Annotated in this window: 19 protein-coding genes; 10 read left to right on the top strand and 9 right to left on the bottom strand. The window is 45.7% G+C overall.

Annotation, left to right across the window (positions count from 1 at the left end):
- Positions 1-2 precede the first annotated feature (2 nt).
- The 3 genes from BN8899_RS06350 to cobS all read left to right on the top strand — a co-directional run bounded on the left by BN8899_RS06350 (position 3) and on the right by cobS (position 2,413).
- The gene (locus tag BN8899_RS06350) at positions 3-515 is read left to right on the top strand and encodes a bifunctional adenosylcobinamide kinase/adenosylcobinamide-phosphate guanylyltransferase (RefSeq protein WP_026207824.1); all 513 of its coding nucleotides are present in this window, start codon (positions 3-5) and stop codon (positions 513-515) included.
- A gap of 16 nt (positions 516-531) precedes the next feature.
- Positions 532-1,572 (top strand): nicotinate-nucleotide--dimethylbenzimidazole phosphoribosyltransferase, encoded by a 1,041-nt coding sequence (cobT, locus tag BN8899_RS06345; protein ID WP_018339278.1) that lies wholly within the window; start codon positions 532-534, stop codon positions 1,570-1,572.
- Positions 1,573-1,651: 79 nt separating this feature from the next.
- Complete coding sequence (cobS, locus tag BN8899_RS06340; protein ID WP_065218779.1) at positions 1,652-2,413, top strand: adenosylcobinamide-GDP ribazoletransferase; 762 nt, start codon at positions 1,652-1,654, stop codon at positions 2,411-2,413.
- Between the two features lie 47 nt (positions 2,414-2,460).
- Here cobS and BN8899_RS06335 read toward each other — a convergent pair whose 3' ends face one another.
- Positions 2,461-2,805 carry a WG repeat-containing protein gene (locus tag BN8899_RS06335; protein WP_148375307.1) on the bottom strand — a complete coding sequence of 115 codons (345 nt, stop codon included), beginning with the start codon at positions 2,803-2,805 and terminating at the stop codon, positions 2,461-2,463.
- 136 nt (positions 2,806-2,941) lie between these two features.
- Here BN8899_RS06335 and cobC point away from each other — a divergent pair, with 136 nt between their 5' ends.
- Both cobC and BN8899_RS06325 read left to right on the top strand, forming a co-directional pair.
- Positions 2,942-3,469, top strand: a complete 528-nt coding sequence (gene cobC / locus BN8899_RS06330) for an alpha-ribazole phosphatase (RefSeq protein ID WP_018339281.1) — start codon at positions 2,942-2,944, stop codon at positions 3,467-3,469.
- Positions 3,466-6,222, top strand: coding sequence for an ATP-binding protein (locus tag BN8899_RS06325; RefSeq protein WP_065218778.1), 2,757 nt, complete (start codon positions 3,466-3,468; stop codon positions 6,220-6,222). The genes cobC and BN8899_RS06325 overlap by 4 nt, the downstream gene beginning before the upstream one ends.
- Here BN8899_RS06325 and BN8899_RS06320 read toward each other — a convergent pair.
- The 8 genes from BN8899_RS06320 to BN8899_RS06285 form a co-directional block, all read right to left on the bottom strand.
- Positions 6,217-6,492 carry a hypothetical protein gene (locus BN8899_RS06320; protein WP_065218777.1) on the bottom strand — a complete coding sequence of 92 codons (276 nt, stop codon included), beginning with the start codon at positions 6,490-6,492 and terminating at the stop codon, positions 6,217-6,219. The two genes, BN8899_RS06325 and BN8899_RS06320, sit on opposite strands and share 6 nt — an antisense overlap.
- 118 nt (positions 6,493-6,610) lie before the next feature.
- Entirely contained in the window at positions 6,611-7,657 is a 1,047-nt protein-coding gene (locus tag BN8899_RS06315; protein WP_065218776.1) for a winged helix DNA-binding domain-containing protein, read from the bottom strand.
- Positions 7,658-7,721: 64 nt separating this feature from the next.
- A complete protein-coding gene (typA, locus tag BN8899_RS06310) occupies positions 7,722-9,530 on the bottom strand; it encodes a translational GTPase TypA (RefSeq protein WP_065218775.1) in 1,809 nt (602 codons plus the stop codon).
- A gap of 83 nt (positions 9,531-9,613) precedes the next feature.
- Entirely contained in the window at positions 9,614-10,609 is a 996-nt protein-coding gene (locus BN8899_RS06305; protein WP_018339286.1) for a class II fructose-bisphosphate aldolase, read from the bottom strand.
- A gap of 160 nt (positions 10,610-10,769) precedes the next feature.
- Positions 10,770-11,438 (bottom strand): uracil-DNA glycosylase, encoded by a 669-nt coding sequence (gene ung, locus BN8899_RS06300; RefSeq protein ID WP_018339287.1) that lies wholly within the window; start codon positions 11,436-11,438, stop codon positions 10,770-10,772.
- A 96-nt stretch (positions 11,439-11,534) separates the two neighbouring features.
- Entirely contained in the window at positions 11,535-12,662 is a 1,128-nt protein-coding gene (locus tag BN8899_RS06295; RefSeq protein WP_018339288.1) for a glutaminyl-peptide cyclotransferase, read from the bottom strand.
- A gap of 4 nt (positions 12,663-12,666) precedes the next feature.
- Complete coding sequence (gene cysS / locus BN8899_RS06290) at positions 12,667-14,136, bottom strand: cysteine--tRNA ligase (RefSeq protein WP_018339289.1); 1,470 nt, start codon at positions 14,134-14,136, stop codon at positions 12,667-12,669.
- Between the two features lie 296 nt (positions 14,137-14,432).
- Positions 14,433-15,239, bottom strand: a complete 807-nt coding sequence (locus BN8899_RS06285; protein ID WP_065218774.1) for a M48 family metallopeptidase — start codon at positions 15,237-15,239, stop codon at positions 14,433-14,435.
- Between the two features lie 215 nt (positions 15,240-15,454).
- On the opposite strand from BN8899_RS06285, the gene BN8899_RS06280 reads away from it, so the two are divergent.
- The 5 genes from BN8899_RS06280 to BN8899_RS06260 all read left to right on the top strand — a co-directional run bounded on the left by BN8899_RS06280 (position 15,455) and on the right by BN8899_RS06260 (position 23,211).
- Entirely contained in the window at positions 15,455-16,021 is a 567-nt protein-coding gene (locus BN8899_RS06280; RefSeq protein WP_065219414.1) for an RNA polymerase sigma factor, read from the top strand.
- Positions 16,022-16,138: 117 nt separating this feature from the next.
- On the top strand, positions 16,139-17,296 hold the full coding sequence (locus BN8899_RS06275) for a FecR family protein (RefSeq protein WP_065218773.1): 1,158 nt from the start codon (positions 16,139-16,141) through the stop codon (positions 17,294-17,296).
- Between the two features lie 139 nt (positions 17,297-17,435).
- Positions 17,436-20,909 (top strand): SusC/RagA family TonB-linked outer membrane protein, encoded by a 3,474-nt coding sequence (locus BN8899_RS06270; RefSeq protein WP_065218772.1) that lies wholly within the window; start codon positions 17,436-17,438, stop codon positions 20,907-20,909.
- Between the two features lie 11 nt (positions 20,910-20,920).
- Positions 20,921-22,402, top strand: a complete 1,482-nt coding sequence (locus BN8899_RS06265; RefSeq protein ID WP_026207825.1) for a RagB/SusD family nutrient uptake outer membrane protein — start codon at positions 20,921-20,923, stop codon at positions 22,400-22,402.
- Positions 22,403-22,404: 2 nt separating this feature from the next.
- On the top strand, positions 22,405-23,211 hold the full coding sequence (locus tag BN8899_RS06260; RefSeq protein WP_018339296.1) for a hypothetical protein: 807 nt from the start codon (positions 22,405-22,407) through the stop codon (positions 23,209-23,211).
- The last annotated feature ends 63 nt before the right edge of the window (positions 23,212-23,274 follow it).

Below are 23,274 nucleotides of genomic sequence, written 5' to 3'. Positions count from 1 at the left end.
TGATGAAAAGAAAAGTAATATTGGTTACGGGAGGGCAACGTTCCGGGAAAAGTCGGTACGCGCAGGATTTGGCTCTGCAGTTGGCGGAGAATCCCGTTTACTTAGCCACCTCGCGGGTATGGGACGAGGAGTTCCGGGAACGGGTGAGAAGGCACCAGGCTGATCGGGGAGTGCGATGGACGAACATAGAGGAGGAGAAATTTTTGAGCCGGCATGACGTGCATGGGCGTGTGGTGGTGATCGATTGCGTGACGTTGTGGGGAACGAATTTCTTTTTTGATAACGATTCGGACGTGGATAAATCCCTCGGGGAGATGAAGGAGGAATTCGACCGGTTTACCCGGCAGGAGGCTACATTTATCTTCGTGACGAACGAGATCGGGATGGGGGGAGTTGCCGTCGACACGGTGCAACGCCGTTTCACGGATCTGCAGGGATGGATGAACCAGTATATAGCCCGTGCCGCCGACGAGGTGGTGTTGATGGTGTCGGGAATAGCCATGAGAGTGAAGTAAATCAATTTTCAATTATATGAGAAATTTTGTAATTCAGGAGACGGACAAGGCGATGTTGCCAGCCTTGATAGACAAGATAAATAATTTGACAAAACCGAAAGGATCGTTGGGTTTGTTGGAGAAGGTGGCGGCGCAAATCGGTTTGATACAACAGACGCTTTCCCCGGAATTGAGGAAACCGCAGAATATTATTTTCGCTGCCGATCACGGTATCGTGACGGAGGGGGTTAGTTTTTCCGCACCCGAGGTGACGGCGCAGATGATTTCTAATTTTATCAAGGGCGGTGCCGGGGTGAATATGTTCGCCCGGCAGCACGGTTTCGGGATTAAGCTGGTGGATTGCGGGGTAAATTGTGATTTCGGACCGATGGAGGGGTTGATCGACCGGAAGATACGGAAGATTACTTCCAATTATCTGCACGAGGCGGCAATGACGGAAGAGGAGTTCGATCGGGCAATCGAGATCGGTGCGGAGATCGTGGATATGGTGCACGCGGAGGGGACGAACGTGGTGAGCTTCGGGGAGATGGGGATTGCCAATACTTCTTCTTCCTCGATGTGGATGACTTATTTGACGGGTATTCCCTTGTCGGATTGCGTGGGTGCGGGCAGCGGGTTGTCCCGTGAAGGGGTGGAACACAAGTACAACGTGTTGCGTCGTTGCATGGAGAATTACACTGGCGACGGTTCGGCGAAAGACGTTATCCGTTATTTCGGGGGATTCGAGATGGTGGCTGCCGTGGGAGGGATGCTTCGGGCTGCCGAGCTGGGGATGATTATCATCGTGGACGGTTTTATCATGACTAACTGCGTGTTGGCGGGTCGGGCGTTGTATCCCGCGCTGACCGATTACTGTATATACGGGCACCAGGGCGACGAGTGCGGGCATAAGCTCGTGCTGGATTACTTGAAAGCGGAACCTTTGTTGAATCTTGGTTTGCGGTTAGGTGAAGGTACGGGGGCTATTTGCGCTTATCCCTTGCTGGTTTCTGCCGTGAACATGATTAACGAGATGGCTTCTTTCAAGGCGGCTGCAGTGACGAAATACTTTAAATAATTGAAAATTGTAAGTAAGGGGGGAGTTGAAGTGATGGCTTGTGCGGCAGGAATCTAAAATCATTAAATCTAAAATTACTATGTTTTCTCTTTTGGCAGCATTGATGATGTTTACGCGTTTGCCGCTGTGGCGGTTGGTAAACGTGGATAAACGCTATTTCGCGGATGTGATCAAGTTCTGGCCTTTGGTGGGTTTTCTGACGGGAGCGACAACCGGAGGTGTCCTGTGGCTTACGGCTCAGGTGTTGCCGTTGGGGGTGGCGTGTGTCCTGGCGATTATCGCGAGGATACTGTTGACCGGTGCTCTGCATGAAGACGGTTTGGCGGATTTCTTTGACGGTTTCGGGGGCGGCACCTCGAAGGAAAAGATTTTGGCGATCATGAAGGATTCACATATCGGGTGTTACGGAACGATCGGGCTAGTGCTTTATTTCGGGTTATACTATTCCTTGTTGTCGAGTTTCGATCCCGCGATGATTTTCCCGATCGTGATTGCTGCCGATTGTTTTTCAAAGTTATGTGCTGCCGTGATGATAAATACGTTGCCTTATGTTCGTAAGGAAGAAGAGAGTAAGACAAAGGTAATTTACAGTAAAGTACAGGTACTTATTTTCGTGCTCGTGGGAGCGGTCACGATGATTCCTTTCTTTTTTCTGAAAGATGCCTCTTTCTGTTGGGCGATGGTTCCCGCGATATTGACGGCAATCGCTTTACGCTTCTTTTTTAAAGCAAAGATCGGGGGATACACCGGAGATTGTTGCGGTGCTTCCGTTCTGATTATCGAGCAGGTATTTTATTTGAGCGTGCTGGTGATCTGGTGTCGTTACCAGTTTTTATTTTAGTTCTTGATTTTTACCCGTATCACGTGCCCGTCGGTCTGTTGTTGTACTTACAGGGTGCCGTCTTCTTCGATCGGGTAGACTGATTTGTATTTACAGGGGACTATTTCTTTGCCGGTGTTGGCGATGATGTCCTGGCAACGGTTGAAACGAATTTTGGCGAGGTTGTTGCGAAAGGATTCGGCAGCCTCGTATTTCAAGGGGATCACGACGTCCCTGGGCGTGTTGATATACCCGTATTTGTTTCCCATTTTGATGGCTGCCAGACCTTCGCTGAAATCAAGGGCGTGGTCGTATTTGTAGGAAATGCCCCCCATTTGCCGTTGGCAAGCTGATGAGCGTATCCCGTGAAGGAACGGTCGTCTTGACAGGAGTATATAATTGTCACGTGACAAATGCCTAACAGGAATGTGATAAAACTTTTCATGGCTGCCTATTTGCTTGTAATAAAGTCAAAATTATAAATTAATTGATGAAATTCTAGCAAGATACGAAAAAAAAAGCGATTTTTACGAAGTGAAAGATTGTATTATGGAGATAGTTTTGGTTAGACATACGAGGGTTGATGTCGTGCCGGGTACGTGTTATGGCAATACGGATGTAGATGTGGCTCCTTCCTTTAAAGAGGAAGCGGAACGGGTGCGAACCGCTTTGTCCGGGTACACGTTTGATGCCGTTTATTCCAGTCCTTTACAAAGGTGCCGTAAGCTGGCACTCTATTGCGGGTTCGGGGATTTTATCCCGGACGAGCGATTGAAGGAACTGAATTTCGGGCATTGGGAAGGACTGCGCTGGGACGAGATACAAGATCCCCTTTTGCAGGAATGGTACGATGATTGGTTGAGTATTCCCGCGGGGGGAGCTGAAAGTTTCCTCGAACAGTATAATCGGGTGTCCCGTTTTATGGATGATTTGAAGGAAACGAAGTACCGGAAAGTCTGCGTGTTTGCTCACGGGGGAACAATCCGGGCTGCATTGATCTATGCTGGTAAATATAATTTCAATCAGGCTTTTACGGATGATGTGGATTATGGATCTCAAATCAGAATCACGATATGAGATACATTATCATTGCCTTATGCTTGTTGTTTGCGATAAATCTTTCGGGGGAAAACAAAGAGCGGGATGATTATATCCTGTTGATTAGTTCATATAGTAGCCGTTATCCCTGGCCGAAGATGATCGAGAATTCATTTCGTGAGGAACTTAATCTTCATGTCGATTCGGTTAAGGTTTACAGTGAATACTTGAATTGCGACCGCTTCTCGTCCTCCGAAATATGGGTGGAGCGAATGAAGGTGATTCTACGGCAGCACTCGGCTTGCCCGCCAAAGATCGTCGTCTTGCTGGCGGATGCCTCGTGGATGGCATACCGGAAGGCTTATAACGGGGAATGGGGAGAGGTGAAAGTGCTTCTTGCCGGGGTCAAGGATTGGGGTGTCGATTATGACCGTTACTGCGACAAGCAACATTTGTCTGCCAAGGATTTCGTGGCGACAACCGACTTGTGTAAACAATACAACGCGACGGGACTCACTGAACGCGTGGGCGTGAGCAAGACGATACACATGATGAAGCGTTTATTCCCGGACACGAAGAATGTTGTTCTTGTCGGGGATAATTGTTTTTACGGGATATTTGCTTCTTTGCTCGCGCAAAAGTTTGTCCCGGAAGATCATCCGGAGTTGAATCTTATCTCGTTGGACGGGCGTTTCCTCACGACAGATTCGTTGTTGCGGAGTTTGGAACATCTACCGGAACACACGGGGATCGTGTATGCTTCCTGGTTGCAGGATATGACTAGCCAGACGAATGATTTTGATTATATCAATGCCAAGATATTCGCCACGGTCGATCAGCCTGTGTTCACGCTTGCCGACTGGGGGAAGGGCAGCAAGGATTTCATGGGTGGATATTATTATTCGACGGTCACTTACGGGCAGCAGTTAGCGGAGATCGCTATCAGGCTGTTGGACGGGGCGGAACCGGGAGATATTCCGTTGAATGACGCGGGAGAGGGATTCGGGGCGCATCTGAACAAAAGCCTGGTGTTGAAATATAAACTTGACCCGGCGGTTCTGGGCGATCCGGTGGCTTATTTCAGCTATCCCAGTTCTTTCTGGGAAGAGAATAAGAATGTGCTGGTGGGAATGTTGATCGGGACGCTGGTTTTCGTGTTGGTGTTGATGATCGGTTTTTATTTTTACCGGACAAGGAATTATTTGAGGTGGCAGCAGGAGTTGAGTGATAGTTTGAAAGACTCTCTGGAGAACCAACGGCATATATCGGAATCTTTGGAGGTTTTCCTGCAAGAGAAGACAGAGGAGGAGGCGGTGAACCGAATGTTGCTGCGGATCATGGAGGAATACCGGGCTGACCGGGCGTATATATTTGAATTCGACCGTTCCGGTTTGTTTTGTGATAACACGTATGAAGTCGTGGCGGAAGGAATAGAGCCGCAGAAGGAGAATCTGCAACACGCTCTTGTTGCAGATTCGGCAGATATGTGCTCTGCCGTGTTGCGGAACGAATTGTTCGCGGATGATGATTTGGATGCCCAGGGTATTCGTTCCATCCTCGTTGCCCCTTTGAATTCGAACAACCGCACATGGGGATTTGTGGGAGTCGATTTCGTTCGGGAGAAACGGGAGTGGACGGAACAGGATAAGTTGTATATTAGTACTTTATCTCATGTTTTATGTATCGGGATGTCGCATTTCCGTTCGGAAGTGTTGCAAAAAGAGAGTGAACTCCGTTTCGGTTATCTTTACCGGAATACGTCATTGGCGATCTGCCTTTTTGATGCCAAAGGGGTTATGCAGGAGGTGAACGAGTGTTTTCTGGAAGCGACGGGGATCACGGATAAAAAAGACTTGATCGGCTTGTCCTTGTACTCCCTCCGGTTTATATCGGATGAATGCTGGGAAGTACTCGACGGGACGGGACAACTGGTGATCGATTACGAGTTTTCGCCCAAGGCATGGAAGGAGGCATACGAGATTTGTTCCAAGAAGAAATCTTCCCGTTATTTCACGGTTCACGTGAAAGGGCTGAAGGACGAGGCGGGTAATACGCTCGGGTATATGATGGTTTGGATTGACAACACGGTACTCGTGGAAGCGAGAGCGAAAGCCGAGGAGTCAGACCGCTTGAAGTCTGCTTTTATCGCCAATATGTCACACGAGATACGGACACCTTTGAACGCGATTGTCGGTTTTTCCGAGTTGCTCACGATGGACGAGGAATTGGAGAAAGACGAGCGGGACGAGTATATCAAATTGATACGGACGAACACGGATTTGTTGCTGCAACTGATAAACGATATTCTCGATCTCTCGAAAATCGAAGCCGGGGTATTGGATTTTATCCCCGAAAAAGTTGAGGTGGATTTGCTTTTGTCGGGGATCGAGTCCTTGTACAAGATGAAAGTAGATGGGGACGTGGAGATGAAGTTCGTTGGCGAGCACACAGGTGTGAATAGCTTGTTCGTGGATAAAAACCGTTTGAGCCAGATTATATGTAATTTCTTGAATAATGCCTTGAAATTCACTACAAAAGGGTATATACATTTCGGGTATGAAGTTCGGGAGAGCGATATGTATTTCTTCGTGGAAGATACCGGCTCCGGGATTCTGCGGGAGAAACAAGAGGCTATTTTTCAACGGTTTGTCAAACTGGATTCTTTCAAGCAAGGCACAGGACTCGGGCTTTCGATATGCTCGACGATCGTGGAAAAGTGGAAAGGGCAAATCGGGGTTGAATCAGAAGAAGGACACGGGTCGAAGTTCTGGTTTACGGTACCGAGGCTATAAAGGGTGCTCGTACAAACGATTTTCCTCTTTCTTCTTCTCGGCACGAAGTTTTTTGCGCAAGCTCATCTCAATGGAAAGTACCAGGAATACAATTAAAAATATCACACCCACGTTAATCCACGTGCGGAAATTTGCCTCGTAAAAGTCAGTCATGGCAATCTTGGCTATTGCCGCCAGTACCAGTATATACAAGCAGGTGCGAACATTCCGAAGCTTCTTTTCCGTGGAAGCGATAATGTCGTTATCCGGGGAGGTATTTTTTGTTTTCATGACCTAAAAGTTTAATAATGCACCAATATATCATGTAAAGGTATGAAATTTCTTTTGATTTTAAGCTTAGAGTGATGAAACAACAAATGAAAAAGGTAAGAAATCGGAAATCATTCTATCACGGCATTAAAAAAAACGCTTTATGCTTCTCTAAAGCATGATTGATGAGTTCCTCGCTGATCTCGGGATGATCTTCAAAAAAAGTAGTTTCTATTTTTATCTGATTTTTTGAGGCTTTCTTGTGCCAGTTTCCTACTACCTTGCCGTTGTACAGGATGACAGGATAGAATATACCCCAGTTGTTGAATGCTTTGGGGTGGTGAACGGGATCCATTACCGTGCCTCGCTCTTTATAACTGATGAGGTATTCATCGTAGGAGGGCAGGAGGTGAAGTTGTGCCCGGGAGGAAGGTGCGTTCTGGCAGGATTCGTGCACGTACAATTCGAGCGAGCCGTATTTTTCCACGTGCAAATCCGGTTTAATGGCTTCTATCGCTTGTTTGGCTTCCGAGATGAGCAAGCCGGACCACCACGTGAAATCCTGTAAGCTCGCCGGGGAATGGCTTCTAAAATAATTTGTTGCCAATTTCGCCAATGCTTCTTCTTTGGACAAATCTTTAACCGGGGGAATACGTTCTTCCAGAAGGGCATACGTCGGTTTTTTGTTTTTATCCGCTCCGCTGCAAATAATGCCTTCCGATTCGGCACGGAATAGATAGTGGTTCAGTCGGGTCTGGTCGACAATGTTACCGAGACGGGCTAACTCTATCCCCATTTCTTCTCGGGTAAGGTGCTTGCCTTCGAGTATCTTTTCGATCTCCCGGTTGCATTTCAGGTATTCTTTTTCCTGAATACCGACTTGTCTGCACCACGACTCGTTGGCAGCCTTGATGCGTTGGTAGCATAGTTTTAACATCCAACGCAAATCTTCGGCCACGACAATATGCCACGTGGGGCGCATGACGTGGGTGCGAATGATGTCACCCTTTTGCAGGGCTTCTTCAACGATCGATAAAGAACCTGATTTTAATCTTATTCCGATTGCCCATTTTACCATCGGGTAGTTTTGAGCCTGTAAGGCACCCATCCATGCCACGAGTTCTTTCGGTGTCGTGAATTGCGGGTTTGTCAACTGTTGGCATTGCAGGCGGATGTTTGTCAACATAGGCAAATGGGGTGGAGAAATGAAGGTGTGTCAAAAATGACTTTTGGCACACCCTCATTCATTGCTATTCTATTGTTTTATTTCTTCTTTTGCGTTCGTTCTCGTCCAAGTAAATCTTGCGAAGGCGCATGGATTTTGGAGTAATTTCCACGTATTCGTCTTCCTTGATATACTCGAGAGCCTCTTCCAAACTGAATAATATTGGCGGGGCGATGTTCGTCTTTTCGTCTGAACCGCTGGCACGCATATTTGTCAGTTTTTTCGATTTGCACACATTAATCACGATATCGTCCTGACGGGTGCTTTCCCCAATAACCTGCCCGGCGTACACTTCGTCACCCGGGTTAATGAAGAACCGACCTCTGTCTTGCAATTTATTGATCGCGTATGCAAATGAATCTCCTGTTTCCATGGCAATCAGCGAACCGTTGGTACGCATTTCTATTTCTCCGGCATACGGTTCAAAACCTTTCAGGCGGTGTGCCATCACGGCTTCTCCTGCGGTTGCGGTCAACAGGTTACTTCTTAAACCGATGATACCTCTGGATGGAATGTCAAATGTCAGGTGTACCCGTTCGTCGCGGTGTTCCATGTTTGTCATAGTTCCTTTGCGGCGGTTGACCATTTCAATCGCTTTGCCGGAGACTTCTTCCGGAAGGTCAATGGTCAATTCTTCCACGGGTTCGCATTTCACGCCGTTGACCTCCTTGATGATTACTTTCGGTTGTCCTACTTGTAACTCGTATCCTTCGCGCCGCATGGTTTCGATCAGCACGCTCAAGTGAAGAACTCCCCGACCGAACACGATGAATGAATCGGCTGATTGTCCCGGTTCCACTCGTAGGGCGAGGTTCTTTTCCAATTCCCGATCCAAGCGATCCTTGATATGGCGGGAAGTCACGAATTTTCCGTCCCGTCCGAAGAAGGGGGAATCATTGATCGTGAACAACATACTCATGGTCGGCTCGTCAATAGCGATAGGGGCGAGAGCTTCCGGGTTCTCGAAATCGGCAATTGTATCCCCGATTTCAAAACCTTCGATACCGACCAGTGCGCAAATCTCGCCACATTCCACTTCTTCCACCTTTTGTTTGCCCATCCCCTCGAAGGTCATCAAATCTTTAATACGGGTTTTTATAAGGGTAACGCCATCTCTTTTGCAGAGAGTTACGGGCATTCCGGATTTTAACGTTCCGCGGGTTAATTTGCCGATAGCAATTCGTCCCACGTATGAAGAATACTCCAAAGAAGTGATTAGCATCTGGGGAGTCCCTTCCTGTACTTTCGGGGCGGGAATATCTTTGATGATTGCGTCCAGCAATGGGGTAATATCTGTTGTCGGTTTGTGCCAGTCCGTGGACATCCAACCTTGTTTCGCGCTACCGTACACTACCGTGAAATCCAATTGTTCTTCCGTGGCATCGAGGGAGAACATTAAATCGAACACTTGCTCGTACACAAAGTCCGGGCGGCAGTTCGTTTTGTCAACCTTGTTTACCACGACAATCGGTTTTTTACCCAAAGCCAGTGCTTTCTGGAGCACGAAACGGGTTTGCGGCATAGTCCCCTCGAAGGCATCAACCAGCAATAGAACACCGTCTGCCATATTGAGTACACGCTCAACCTCTCCTCCAAAGTCGGCGTGCCCCGGGGTATCAATAATGTTTATTTTGTAATCTTTATAGTGAACTGAAACGTTCTTGGCTAGAATAGTAATTCCTCTCTCTCTCTCCAGGTCGTTATTATCGAGTATTAGATCGCCTTTGTTTTCGGTATCTCTGAATAAATTTCCTTGAAAGATCATCTTATCAACCAGAGTCGTTTTCCCGTGGTCAACGTGTGCGATAATCGCAATGTTTCTAATTTTCTGCATTTTGCTCCTATGGTATTAAATCCAAATAGGGCGCAAAGGTAGTGTTTTTTTCATAGAAAAGGGGCTTATTAAGCCCCTTTTTTTTATTCTACTCTGTTGGCACTTCCCAAAACGTTAATGGTTTTGTGCTTGTATAATTCCTTCAAAGCATCTCTTGCCGGTCCCAAATATTTGCGGGGATCGAACTCTGCCGGTTTGTTGGCAAATACTTCGCGAACGGCGGCAGTCATGGCAAGACGACCGTCTGAGTCGATATTTATTTTGCAAACAGCGGAAGTTGCTGCCCTACGTAATTGTTCTTCCGGGATACCCACGGCATCTTTTAACGCTCCACCATATTTATTGATCGTGGCAACTTTATCCTGCGGTACGGATGATGACCCGTGGAGTACGATCGGGAATCCGGGGATTCTTCTTTCGATTTCTTCCAGGATGTCGAAACGCAATGGAGGAGGAACTAATATCCCGTCAGCATTGCGGGTACATTGTTCCGGTTTGAATTTGTTGGCACCGTGGGAAGTTCCGATGGAGATCGCTAACGAGTCAACACCCGTTTTCTTCACGAAATCTTCTACCAAGTCCGGGCTGGTGTACACGCTTGCAGCGGCAACCACGTCGTCCTCGATTCCTGCCAATACTCCAAGTTCACCTTCCACCGTAACGTCATATTTGTGAGCGTACTCCACTACTTTTTTCGTCAGAGCCACGTTTTCCTCGTAAGGAAGGGCAGAACCGTCGATCATCACGGAAGAGAACCCCATCTCGATACAAGAAACGCACAACTCGTAAGTATCGCCATGGTCAAGGTGAAGACAGATAGGAATATTGCATCCTAATTCTTTAGCGTACTCTACTGCTCCTTGTGCCATGTAGCGCAAAATCGTTTGGTTTGCGTATTTGCGCGCACCGCTTGATACTTGTAAGATAACAGGCGATTTTGTTTCCACGCAAGCAGCAACGATCGCTTGCATTTGCTCCATGTTATTGAAATTGAAAGCGGGAATAGCGTATTTACCTTCCATTGCCTTCTTGAACATTTCTCTGGAATTAACCAGTCCTAAGTCTTTGTAATTAACCATAGCTGATATGTTGTTTATATTTCGTGCACCAAAGTTATATATTAAAAGCCGACTTTCACAAGGAAACGAGAGAAAAATTTCAAACGTTTGCGTAGTTTGGAAATTCCATGAATTTCCAAGTTGCAACTTGAACTCAAACGGGCAGAAAAAATAGAGCGGTTTACCACTCTATTTCTTGCAGTCCATTTGAGTTCAAATAAGCATTAGCTTGACTGAACTGGTGATTGCCGAACCAGCCACCCCGGTTTGCCGACAGAGGCGAGGGATGGACGGATTTCAATACCAGATGACGGTTGGTGTCGATGAAAGCCCCTTTACGTTGGGCGTATGATCCCCAAAGGAAGAACACGAGGTTGTCTTTCCGTTCCGCTATGGCTCGGATCACGGCGTCCGTGAATGTTTCCCATCCTTTGTTTTGGTGAGAACCTGCCTGATGTGCCCTCACGGTCAGCGTGGCGTTGAGCAGGAGTACACCCTGTTCTGCCCAGCGTTCCAAGTTTCCAGAGCTCGGGATGGGTGTCCCCAAATCATTATGAATCTCTTTGAAAATGTTCTGCAAGGAGGGTGGTTGTTCTATGCCTTCTGGAACAGAGAAACAAAGCCCGTGTGCCTGTCCGGGACCATGGTAAGGGTCTTGCCCTAAAATGACAACCTTTGTCCGATCGGCTGGACAATGGTCGAATGCGTTAAAAATAAGTTTTCCGGGAGGATAGATTCTTGTAGTACTGTATTCTTGTTTCACGAATTGGATTAACTCGGAAAAATAAGGTTTCTCGAATTCATCTTTTAGTAATTCTTTCCACGAGGGCTCGATTTTCACGTCAACCATAACTATTTAATTTTAGATTTATGGATTTCGTGATTGCCGATTTGATGACTCTGTGATTGATTTAATCACGAAATCGGCAATCATTAAATCACAGAATTAATAAGTTTTTATCTCGAACAACTTCGGCCAGTGTTTCCCGGTAACGTAAATCGTGCCCTTCTTTTCGTTGTACGCGATACCATTCAACACGTCGTCATTTTCGTCCAATTTGGCTTTCTCCGCGGGAGTCAGCATATTCGGTAACAGTAGTTCCTGTACGACTTCTCCGGTTTCCGGGTCGATAACCACGATGCGATCCGTGAGCCATTCGTTAGCCCAAATGTAACCGTTGATGTATTCCAATTCGTTAAGGTTGGTTACCGGACCATTGTTGTCATATACCTCGACATTCTTCACGACGGAGAATAATTCCGGGTCGAGATGGTACAGGCGATGCGTCCCGTCGCTCATGACAAGTTTGTCCCCCATGGTGGTGAGTCCCCAGCCTTCTCGCATGGAGTAGTCGAACGTGTTCTGCAACGTGAAGGTTGCCAGATCATACACGAATGCTTTTTGGGATGTCCACGTGAGCTGGTAGATTTTATCCTTGTACACGGTGATCCCTTCCCCGAAATAACGGCTGTCCAAGCTTAATGAAGCCAGCGTTTTATTGTTTTCCAGGTCGATTTTGCGCAACGTGGACTGACCTTTTATCCCAGTGCCCTCGTAGATAATTCCATCAATGTAGACCAAGCCTTGTGTGGAAGCATCCGTCGCGTGGTTATACGTCTTGATTAACTTGTAATTCAACCTTTTCGGGGCTTTCTCCGGTTTCACGATAAATGATTGAGTGGCAACTCCTTGCTTGTTATCCGGGTGGAAGGCAATTACTTTCAACGTGTTCGTGCCGCATTTTTCCCGGGGGATTTTGAATACATATTTTTTTGTGACGCTGTCGAGTGTGGCAATCTTTCTTTGATTAAAGAAAAGGTGTGCCGAGTCGATAGGGTAGCGCTTGTTATTGGCGTACAGGATTTCTAATTCCTGGTCGAAACGACAAGTATCTCCTTTCATGGGATAGACAAACTGTACGCTTTTCACGTATTTAGGTCCGGTGCCGCGGGAGGCTTCCGTGTTGCCTGTAACCGCTGTACCCTCCGTGCTTTTGGCTTTATTCGCACCTTGACAAGCTGTGATTAAAATAATACTGAATAATATGTATTGGTAGCAAGAGGTCATAATCATTGTGTTATTCTAGTTCCCATTCGTAACCGTCCTTCGTGTCCTTGATCTGGATTCCGGCATTTTTCAATTCATCCCTGATTTTGTCCGAGGTTGCCCAATCTTTATTTGCCCGTGCTGCTTTCCTGACATTCATCATGGCGTCAATTACTTTACCGAGGGCTTGATTGCTGGCACTGGCATCTTGTTCTCCCTTTAATCCCAAAATGTCGAATGCGAAGCTATCGAACAATTCGGTTAAGATCTCTAAGTTTTCTGCATCTATTTTTTCACTTCCGGCGGCAATGGAGTTGATCATGCGAACGCCGTCGAACAGATGCGCTATTAAAATAGGGGTGTTCAAATCGTCGTTCATAGCCTCGAAGCAATTGTCCCGTAGAGTTTTTACATCCACGGTATTTTCGTTTGATGCTTTCAGTTTATGCAACTGCACGATGGCTGACATCAAGCGCTCGTAGCCTTTCTCTGCCGCTTTCAACGCTTCATTCGAGAAATCCAGCGGGCTGCGGTAATGGGCTTGAAGGATAAAGAAACGAACGGTCATCGGTGAATAGGCTTGTTCGAGCACGTCGTTATCCCCGGCGAAAAGTTGATCCAGGGTGATGAAGTTCCCGAGCGATTTGCCCATCTTCTGCCCGTTGATCGTTACCATGTTGTTGTGCATCCAGTATTTCACAGCCGGGTGTCCTTGTGCTGCGGTGCTTTGGGCAATCTCGCACTCGTGATGCGGGAATTGCAGGTCGAGTCCGCCGCCGTGGATGTCAAACGTGTCACCGAGATATTTCTGGCTCATGCAGGAACATTCAAGATGCCAACCCGGAAAGCCTGCCCCCCACGGTGAAGGCCAGCGCATGATGTGTTCCGGTGTCGCTTTTTTCCATAAAGCGAAGTCCATGGAATTCCGCTTTTCGTCTTGCCCGCTGAGTTGGCGGGTATTTACCAGCAACTCGTCGATCTTCCGTCCGGAAAGAATCCCGTAATGGTATTTTTTATTGTAACGTTCCACGTCGAAATAGATATTTCCTTCGCTCTCGTAAGCGTATCCGTTGTCGATCAGTGTTTTGATCATTTCCTGTTGCTCGATGATGTGTCCCGAGGCGTGAGGTTCTATGCTGGGGGAGAGCGTGTTCAGTTGCTCCATGTTTTTGTGGTAACGATTCGTGTATAATTGCACGACTTCCATGGGCTCCAGTTGTTCCAGTTTTGCTTTCTTTGCGACCTTGTCTTCTCCGTCATCCCCATCATTCACAAGGTGTCCCACGTCCGTGATATTGCGCACGTATCTTACTTTGTATCCCATGTATTTGAGATAACGAAACAACAAGTCGAACGTGATCGCTGGGCGTGCATGTCCCAAATGGGCGTCCCCGTACACGGTGGGTCCACAAACATATAATCCCACGAACGGGGGATTTAGCGGTTCAAATAACTCCTTTTTCCGGCTTAACGTGTTGTATATCGTTAACTTGTTTTCCATAATACTAAACTGCTTTATTGATATGATTCAACAAAAGTATGAATTTTATCATTGAAAATTGAAAATTGAAAATTGAAAATGAAGAAAATCACGAATTATTGCCCGATTTCAATCTTTTCCCCTTCTGTTCGCTAGCGGTGTTTTATCCTTTCCCTACCTTATGAAGGTTATATGAACGAATCAATATCGTTGCATATTCGCATCCCGTCGATTATGCTACGTTTATGCTACGTTTATGCTTCGTTCATGCTTCGATGGTGAGGTAGGGAAAGGGTAGGCTTCGTGTAGCCCAAGTATTATTGAGGTTTATATTTCAATGCTTCCGGAATGGCGGCTTTTAGTTTCGCTATACGATTCTGGTCGGCAGGGTGGGTGGAGAGGAACTCGGCAGGTTTGCTTCCTCCCGAATTTGCCATTCTACTCCAGAATGCCACGGCTTCGTTGGGATCATAGCCCGCCATTGTCATGAAGATCAAACCCAAACGATCTGCCTCGTACTCGTGTTTCCGGGAGAAAGGCAGGGTGACTCCTAAATTTGTACCCATGCCGATCGCCGCGGAAAGCAGGGCTTTGCGTGTATCGGATTGGTTGTGCCCGAGGATTTCCGTTGCGGCGGCTTGCCCGTATTGAAGTAGGGCTTGCTGGCTCATGCGCTCATTGCTGTGGTGCGCCACGGCGTGGGCTATCTCATGCCCCATAACGACAGCGATACCAGCGTCATTCTGGCAGTAGGGAAGGATGCCCTCGTAGAATACAACTTTCCCGCCCGGCATACACCATGCGTTCGGTTCGTTGCTGGCGACGAGGTTAAATTCCCATTGAAAGTTTGCGATCTGGTCTTGCATTCCGTTGGAGGCAAGGTATTGTTCTACGGCTTTTGAGATGCGGGCTCCCACGTCTTTGATTCGTTTTTTGTTTGCCTCGTCCGTGGACAGCTTGTTTTCTTTCAAAAAGCTGCTATATGATGTCAGACTCATGGATACCATTTCGTTTTCTGGGAAAAGGATCAGCTGGCGGCGTCCCGTGATCGGTACGGTGGCACATTGTGCGAAAAACAACAATATAATTATTGGTAAAGCAATACGTGAAATCCGTGTTTTCATATTCCTGTAATAAATCTTGTATGTTTATTATTTTGTGTGCTAAAATACTATACGAATTTGAGAATTGCAATGTTTTAGTAGGTTTCGTGGCGGATGCCGTGAAATGGGTGAGGGTAGAGTAAAATTTTTGATGAGAATCGTGGGAAGGTGTTAATATTATGGTATTAATTCCTATTTTTGTCCGAGGTAACTTTATGTTTCACGAAATTGAGGTTATGACAATAGACTCGGCAGAGATTCTCAGGGCTGTAAATGAAAAAGATGTATCGGGATGGAAGTGTATTTATACGGCTTACTATACGGCTTTGTGTGTTTATGCCAATAGGCTGATTAATGATGTTCACGGGGCGGAAGATTTGGTTCAGGAGGTGTTGTGTAACGTGTGGAAGTCGGATAGCAAGTTCGAGGACGTGAATAATTTCACGTATTATCTGTATCGGGCGGTTTACAATCAGGCGATGATGGAAATTCGCAGTAAAGGGTATCGGGAACGTTATGCTCGACAGGTGATACAAGATTCGGAGGGGTTTTCGGATGAGGTTTTTGTGGAAACGGTTCGGGAGGAGCTGACAAGACATTTATATCGTTATATTGATGAGTTACCTAACGAACAACGTCAGATTATTTTATTGAGTATTAAAGGGTATACCGGAAAAGAGATTGCGGATGAATTGGGGATTGCGATAAGTACAGTAAAGACGCAAAAGAATAGGAGTTTTAAATATTTGAGAGAAAAACTTAAAAATACGGTATTGTTTTTTCTGATTAGTTGTTTTTGGTAATGGGTTCATAAAGAGAGTGTTCGTTGGCTTATTTTTTTCATTTTCGTTAAAATATTATTTTTCTTGTCATACCAAATTTGGTTTCGTGCATCTTGATATATAAAATAATGCACGAAAATGGACCAGAATTTTAAACGGTTTGTAGATTTATTCAGGAAAGCTCTTTCCGGGTCGCTGACGAAAGATGAACAAGAGGAATTTGATGTCTTGTTGCAAGATCCGGTGATACATGAGGTTTATCTGGAAATGCAGGATGCGGATTATTTAGCGGAAAGGTTGGCTCCTTATTTACTGTTTCCTTCGGAGAAGGCTTATCGAAAATTTGAACATCGCTTCGGGAAAAAATATGTTGCACGCAGATTATTTACGCGTTGGTCGGTTGCTGCCACGATACTTATTTTGATCGGTGTTGCTGTCGGTGTTCAGTCAACTCGTGAAAAGGAGATGCAGAAAATCGAAATCCCGGGGAATACAATTATTTCTCCCGGGATACCGCAGGCGCAGTTGAAACTGGCGGATGGTCGGAAGATTGCGGTTACGCGTGTAAACGAAGGGAAAATCAATGAACAGGGAGGGACGCTCATTCAATTTGAAGAAGGGAAGTTGACTTATCATCATGCGGGACGAACAGCTTCGACTATCGTGTATAACGAGTTATCTGTGCCTCTTGGTGGAGAATGTTATGTCGTGCTGGAAGATGGTTCCAAGGTATGGATTAATGCCGGGAGTGTGCTGAAGTACCCAACTTGTTTCGGCGATACGATTCGGGAAATTTATTTAGAGGGAGAGGCTTATTTTGAAATAGAAAAGAATACCCGTCCTTTTGTGGTACATTCGGGGTTAGGTGACGTGAGAGTGTTAGGGACAGCTTTTGGAATCACTGCATACCCCGAGGAAAATATGTTGACCACGCTTGTAAGCGGGGAAGTTGCTTTTGAACAAAATCAGCGGGAGTCCTTGACGATAACACCGGGAGAGCAGATTGTGGCTTACCTGTCGGGTAAGATTGAGCGGAAGACGGTGGAACCGGAAGAGTACGTGGGATGGAAAAGCGGTATATATGTTTTTAAAGATCGAAAGCTGGAAGAGATCATGTTGAATTTGGAGAGATGGTATAATGTAAAAGTTTTTTATCAATCCCAACAAATGAAAGACGTGCGTTTCACGGGTAACGTGGAACGATATAATACGATCAACGCTTTTATGCAAATTTTGGAAGGAACAGGAGATGTGAAATATAGGATAAACGGTAATACGGTTATCTTGTATCAATAAAAAAACACGGATACCAGACCTAGGAAATTTGTTATCCGTGTTATAAATTTATTACTAACTAATACTTTACAAAGCTATGAAAAAAAAGCTATTGCCGAGGTTAAGATGCCTTATCAAGTGTAAAAAAAAGATCTTATTGATGATGAAATTGAATGTAGTCTTTTTGTTCTTGTTTAGTTTAAACATTTTTGCAGATGTTCAAGCTCAGGACAAGGTGTCATTAAAGCTGGAAAATGCGACGCTCGAGGAGTTTATTAATGCCGTGAAAAAGCAGGCAGGTGTTCGGTTTCTTTATAACTCCGGGGTGGTGCAAAACTCGGGGACGTTGTCAATAGAGGTGAAGGATGAATTGATAGCTTCCGTGCTGGAGAAAGTGTTGCCGACATTCTCGCTGGAATACAAGATTATCAACAACGTGATCGTGTTGAAACGCAAAGGAGAAGCGGGATGGATGACCGAGGAGGAGAAAGAAGTGATCAAGGGGAAAGTCGTTGACACGAAAGGAACACCGATCCCCGGGGTTACGGTTTTGTTGAAAGGTACGACATGGGGAACGTCGACGAATGAGGAGGGCGTGTTTTCACTGGAATTTAAGGGGAAGGTCGATACCTTGATTGTGTCGTTTATCGGAATGAAAACCCGGTACGTGAAATTGGAGAAGGGGAAAAAAGAGTATTCTATCATCATGGAAGAGGATGTGCAGATGATGGATGAAGTCGTGGTTACCACCGGATACCAGCGGTTTAGCAAGCGGGAATTGGCTAGTTCTATCGTCACTTTGAAGGCTGAAGATGTGGTGGTTGCCGGGGCAATGACAATAGACCAGATGTTGCAGGGAAAGGTGCCGGGAATGTCGGTTACTTTAACTTCCGGAGAACCGAGTGCTACCCCGAAGATCCGTATCCGCGGTACTTCCACGATAGCCGGAAATAAAGCTCCGGTTTGGGTTATTGACGGGGTGCCTCAAGAAAACCCTTTGCCTTTTAATGCTTCCGATATAAACGGTCCTGACGCGGAGTACCTGATTGGTAATGGTGTTGCCGGGTTGAACCCGCAGGATATCGAGTCGATCAATGTCCTTAAGGATGCTTCCGCGACGGCAATTTACGGGGTAAAGGCTGCCAACGGGGTCATCGTGATTACCACGAAGAGAGGGAAGAAGGGAAAGCCGATGGTGGCTTTTAATTCTAATTTCTCCGTGAACCAACGTCCTTCTTACAGGCGGCTGAATCTGATGAACTCTCAGGAACGGGTAAAGTTGTCTCAGGAGATTATCGAACATGGGTTACGTTATAAGCGAATGCCGAAAAGGATTGGTTACGAGGGGATTGTCATGGATTTGTATGACAAGAAAATTACCCCGCAGGAATTCGAGAAGCAAGCCCGGGTGCTGGAAAAGAGAAATACGGATTGGTTTGATATTCTTTTCCGCAATTCTTTGTATCAGGATTATAGCTTGAGCGTGTCGGGAGGCGGAGATCATAATAGTTACTATATTTCCTTGGGTTATAATAATAGCCGGGGTGCGGCAATCGGTTCCGACAGCGAGAGGTACACGGCAATGTTGAAAATATTGAATGATATTACGCCTTGGTTACGTGCTTCTTTCAAGATCAGTGGTTCTATATCGGATAATAAGGGTTTCTACCAGGTGAATCCGCAAGATTATGCTTACCATACTTCACGGGTGATTCCTTTGTATGACGAGGAGGGAGATTTGTTTTTCTATAATAAAGGGGGAACCACGGATAGACCGGAGTCGTTCAACGTGCTGAATGAATTGAATGAGACCGGATCGAAGGGGCATACGGAAGAATTCGGTTTGCAGTTGAATCTGGATGTTGATTTGTACAGGGGATTGAAATATCGGGGATTGTTCTCATATGCCACTTCAAATGCCCGCACGGAGAATCATGCAACAGAGCGATCTTATTATATCGCCCATATTCGTGGGTCGGATTTAGGTTTCTATCCTCCTTTTAGTGATGATGAGAATAAATCCAAATTGCCTTATGGTGGAGAACTTTCATACGGGCACACGAACAATCACACGATGTTGTTTCAAAACGGATTGGAATATAATCGGGTGTTTAATGATAAACATTCGTTACGGGGGTTGTTTATTCAAGAGATATCGATTAAAAATTATAAAGGTCATTCTGCGAGGGCTTACGGTTATGATAATGAAGGGGGAGAGCGGGTTACATGGCCGAATCTGGACAACGAGAGGGTGAGGGATTTTATTCAAAGTAGCGCTTACACGAATATTACCGACCGGGAAACCAGAATCGTTTCTTTTATCGGTTCGGTGGATTATTCTTACGAGAATCGTTATATCCTCAATGCGAATATCCGTTCGGACGGTTCGAACAAGTTCGGAACGAACCCGAAATATCGTTTTCTGCCAGTATGGTCTGTTTCCGGAAAGTGGAATATTAACCGGGAGAATTTTTTGAAGGATATAGATTGGTTGACTCACTTGGCTTTGAAAGCGTCCTATGGTATCCAGGGAAATATTAATGATGATTCTTCACCGGATTTGATCGTGAGATTGGAGGGGCGGCATGAAGTGTCGCAATTGAAATATTCTACCTTACAGCAATTGCCTAATCCTGACCTTAGGTGGGAGAAAACGAAATCCGTGAACGTGGGCTTGGAGTTCGAGTTCCTTGACCGATTTTCCGGGGTGGTGGAGTATTACAACAAGAGGAGTAAAGATTTGATTATGAATAAAGAGGTGTCTATGGCAACGGGGCGCAATTACGTGAAGATTAATTCCGGCACCATGGATAACAAGGGTATCGAGGGTATGGTGTCCTGCGATATTATCCAGAATAAAACTTGGAAATGGAATGTACGTTTAAATGCAGCCTATAATGAGAACAAGATTATAAAATCGCAATTACCGGAGTCTACTTCCGACGAGTTGGCGAAAGATATGATTAAGGGGAATATTACGACGGAAGGAACTGCGGTAGGGACTTTTTATTCTTTGGATTTCGTGCGGTTGAGCGAGACAAACGGATACCCCCTGTTCCGGGATAAGGAGGGCAATGAGGTGTATGATATTGATTACACGACGGCTGCCCTGGTGAAAAGCGGGAATTTTAACCCGAACGTGACCGGAGGTTTTGATACTTATTTGACATATAAAGGTCTTAGCCTGTCTATCGGTTTGTCATTCGGGTTGGGAGGAAAAAGCCGTTTGCCGGCTTTGTATGGAGAGATGAGAGCCGTGTTTGACCCGGTGGAGAATGTGACCACGGAAGTTGCCCGGAGGTGGAAGCAGCCGGGAGACGAGGCGAAGACTAAAATACCGGCTTTGTATGATGAAAGAATATCGGAAGGGTATAGTTTTCAGACTTATTACGATCAGACGGATATACGGGTAGCCAAGACGGACTTTTTGCGATTGCGTTTGATTTCTTTGAGTTATGCGGTTCCCTCTCATATTGTGAATCGGATTTATCTGAAAGGGCTTACGGTTCGTTTCCAGGCTAATAATGTGGCTGTTTGGGCTCCTAAGGCTTGGCATAATCTTGATCCGGAAACGCCTTCCGCAAATATACCTGTACTTCCTAATTATAGCTTCGGCTTGAATTTAACTTTTTAACGTGTAGTGCTATGAGAAAGATTATTATATTTTTAGGAGTTGTTTTATCTGTTTTGTTCGTGAGTTGCGACCGATTTCTTGAGCATTCGGATAAAGACTTGATTATTCCGGAAACCGCAGAGCAATACCGGCAATTACTTATCGGGGAGGGGTATCCTCATGCTTTCCAGACAGACGTGGCATACATGAAGTTGATGGATGATGACATTGAAATCTGGTACGGGAGTAAGGATAAGGAGCAAACTTCGGACGTGCAGGCTATGAAGGGTGTCTTTACTTGGCAGAGAGATCTCGAGGAGGAGATGAATAGCATGGACGGAGCCTATCCGGCAAGGTATAAGAATATTTTGGGATGTAATTTGATTATTAATGACAGGGAGAGGATTGAGGGGCACGAGGAAGATGTGAATCTGCTTGTCGCCCAAGCCTTGACCTTGAGGGCTTACAATTATTTCTGTCTGGTCAATTGGTATGCGAAGCCTTATGACAAATCTACTGCGGATTCCGATCCGGGGGTATGTGTCTGGTTGGATACGAAGCCTTCTATGGAACGGTTGTACCGGGAGAGCGTTGCGAAGGTTTACGAATTGATCCATGACGATATTACGCAGGCATTGGAGTTGTTCAAGAATGCGTCGGTTCCGGATAATAAATTCGAGATCACTCGTGAAGCGGCTTTGCTTTTGGCTTCTCGGGTGGCGTTGTACCAGGAAAATTGGGTGGACGTGAAGAAGTATGGGGAACAGGTGTTGAACGTGGTGCCGTCATTGTATGATTTGAAAGGCGGTGAAATTACGTTTGGCGAGACCTCTTTTTCTTTTATCGATCCGTTAAAGAATCCGGAGATACTTTTCAATTTCGGAGATCTCAGAACTTCATATAAGTATATATATAGTATAAAGGGAAATACTGCCGGACCGTTCTTTCAGGTATCCCGTTTTTCGGATGATGCTTTGTTGAAATTGTTTGATATGGATAACGATTTGAGGATGAAAGCATTTTTTGGCGAGGAAGGCTACCAGTACGAGCCGATTAAGTTTTCAAGATCGCCTTCTTCCGGCACGGGTGAAGCGTGGCGCGTGGCAGAGGTCTATTTGAATCTGGCGGAAGCTTATGTCCGGGATGAGAACGAACCGGATTTGGGACGAGCCGTGGAATTGATAAATGAGATCAGAAAGAATCGAATCGTGGGTTATCAGGATGTGCGGGCTGAAGATTATGATGTAACGACTTTTTTGCCTGTGATTTATGAAGAGCGACGGAAAGAATTGTGCTTCGAAGAAACTCATCGTTGGTGGGATCTTCGGCGGCAGGGGATGCCCGAGTTGAAACATGTGTTGATTAGCAGGGGCGGGGTGGAAGAAACGTTCATGTTGGAGTGCGGAGATATGGGGTATGTTTTAGAGATTCCCCGGAAAGAGCGAGAATATAATACGGCGATGGAACTGAATCGCCGTCCTGAAAGAAGATCGGTAGAAACAAATATTGAATAGTTATGAGGAAGATTATATATTTAGTTATTTGCATGTTTGCCGTGCAAGCTTGTTCGGAAGACAGTATTACTCCCGAACTGGATTTCGACGTGAACCCGGAACTTTCCACGTCCACGTCGTTGGATAAGAAAATATCGGATTTTTACCGGAAGTACGATACGTATATTGTTTATAATTATTCGAAAGAGGATATTAATTGGAACTGGGATTCGTATCGCCATTACGTGTATTCTTTCCCGGAGAATGCTGAATATGCGGAGAAGTTGCTGGATTTTATAGAAACGAAGTTTTTAAGCGGTTTTGCGGATGATATCTTGAAAAAATATCTTCCTTACCGTATCTATCTGGCAGATACATTGTGGGAAACAAGTAGTAAGAAAACACAGCGTTATGCTTTGGAGGGGGTAAATTATTTTGTTTTCGGTGGCGCAAGTGAGAAAAATTTCCCGGCGGAAAAGAATCAAAGAGCTGCCGTGCAGGAGTGGCATGAATGTTTTGCCAGTAGTTTGATCGCTAAGACGACAGAAACTCCGGAGAAGTTTTGGTCTGTGAGTACTTATTTGCGGGAAGCTATTAGAACCGATCAAGAAATGTATGAACGCGGTTACGTTTGGCGAAATCGTATTTTGCCTCCCTCAAAAGAAGAAGATTTCTTTAAATGGGTGGCATGGTTTGGCGGAACGACGAAGGAAGCGGCAATGGAACTATGCAATCAGTATCCTCTTATGAAGAAAAAGTACGCTTATCTTGTAGAGTATTATAAAGAAACTTTTGATATCGATCTGGAAGGAATACATTGGAAAGAATGATTTTTTTCACAATAGTGTAAAAAAGCCCCCGAAATCTTTATTTAAAGTTCTCGGGGACTTTTG

This window comes from Butyricimonas sp. Marseille-P2440 (genome assembly GCF_900091675.1).
In the GTDB taxonomy this organism is placed as follows: Bacteria; Bacteroidota; Bacteroidia; order Bacteroidales; family Marinifilaceae; genus Butyricimonas; species Butyricimonas synergistica.
Note: the sequence above shows the minus strand (reverse complement) of the source record. Positions and strands in the feature narration are given on the sequence as shown.

Excerpts from the sequence above, each read along its gene's own strand:
- BN8899_RS06320 (WP_065218777.1), bottom strand. The coding sequence starts at position 6,492 with ATGAAAACAAAAAATACCTCCCCGGATAACGACATTATCGCTTCCACG.
- BN8899_RS06315 (WP_065218776.1), bottom strand. The coding sequence starts at position 7,657 with ATGTTGACAAACATCCGCCTGCAATGCCAACAGTTGACAAACCCGCAA.
- BN8899_RS06325 (WP_065218778.1), top strand. The coding sequence starts at position 3,466 with ATGAGATACATTATCATTGCCTTATGCTTGTTGTTTGCGATAAATCTT.
- cysS (WP_018339289.1), bottom strand. The coding sequence starts at position 14,136 with ATGGAAAACAAGTTAACGATATACAACACGTTAAGCCGGAAAAAGGAG.
- ung (WP_018339287.1), bottom strand. The coding sequence starts at position 11,438 with ATGGTTGACGTGAAAATCGAGCCCTCGTGGAAAGAATTACTAAAAGAT.
- cobT (WP_018339278.1), top strand. The coding sequence starts at position 532 with ATGAGAAATTTTGTAATTCAGGAGACGGACAAGGCGATGTTGCCAGCC.
- BN8899_RS06285 (WP_065218774.1), bottom strand. The coding sequence starts at position 15,239 with ATGAAAACACGGATTTCACGTATTGCTTTACCAATAATTATATTGTTG.
- BN8899_RS06265 (WP_026207825.1), top strand. The coding sequence starts at position 20,921 with ATGAGAAAGATTATTATATTTTTAGGAGTTGTTTTATCTGTTTTGTTC.
- cobC (WP_018339281.1), top strand. The coding sequence starts at position 2,942 with ATGGAGATAGTTTTGGTTAGACATACGAGGGTTGATGTCGTGCCGGGT.
- BN8899_RS06260 (WP_018339296.1), top strand. The coding sequence starts at position 22,405 with ATGAGGAAGATTATATATTTAGTTATTTGCATGTTTGCCGTGCAAGCT.
- typA (WP_065218775.1), bottom strand. The coding sequence starts at position 9,530 with ATGCAGAAAATTAGAAACATTGCGATTATCGCACACGTTGACCACGGG.
- BN8899_RS06280 (WP_065219414.1), top strand. The coding sequence starts at position 15,455 with ATGACAATAGACTCGGCAGAGATTCTCAGGGCTGTAAATGAAAAAGAT.
- BN8899_RS06270 (WP_065218772.1), top strand. The coding sequence starts at position 17,436 with ATGATGAAATTGAATGTAGTCTTTTTGTTCTTGTTTAGTTTAAACATT.
- BN8899_RS06295 (WP_018339288.1), bottom strand. The coding sequence starts at position 12,662 with ATGATTATGACCTCTTGCTACCAATACATATTATTCAGTATTATTTTA.
- BN8899_RS06305 (WP_018339286.1), bottom strand. The coding sequence starts at position 10,609 with ATGGTTAATTACAAAGACTTAGGACTGGTTAATTCCAGAGAAATGTTC.
- BN8899_RS06275 (WP_065218773.1), top strand. The coding sequence starts at position 16,139 with ATGGACCAGAATTTTAAACGGTTTGTAGATTTATTCAGGAAAGCTCTT.
- BN8899_RS06350 (WP_026207824.1), top strand. The coding sequence starts at position 3 with ATGAAAAGAAAAGTAATATTGGTTACGGGAGGGCAACGTTCCGGGAAA.
- cobS (WP_065218779.1), top strand. The coding sequence starts at position 1,652 with ATGTTTTCTCTTTTGGCAGCATTGATGATGTTTACGCGTTTGCCGCTG.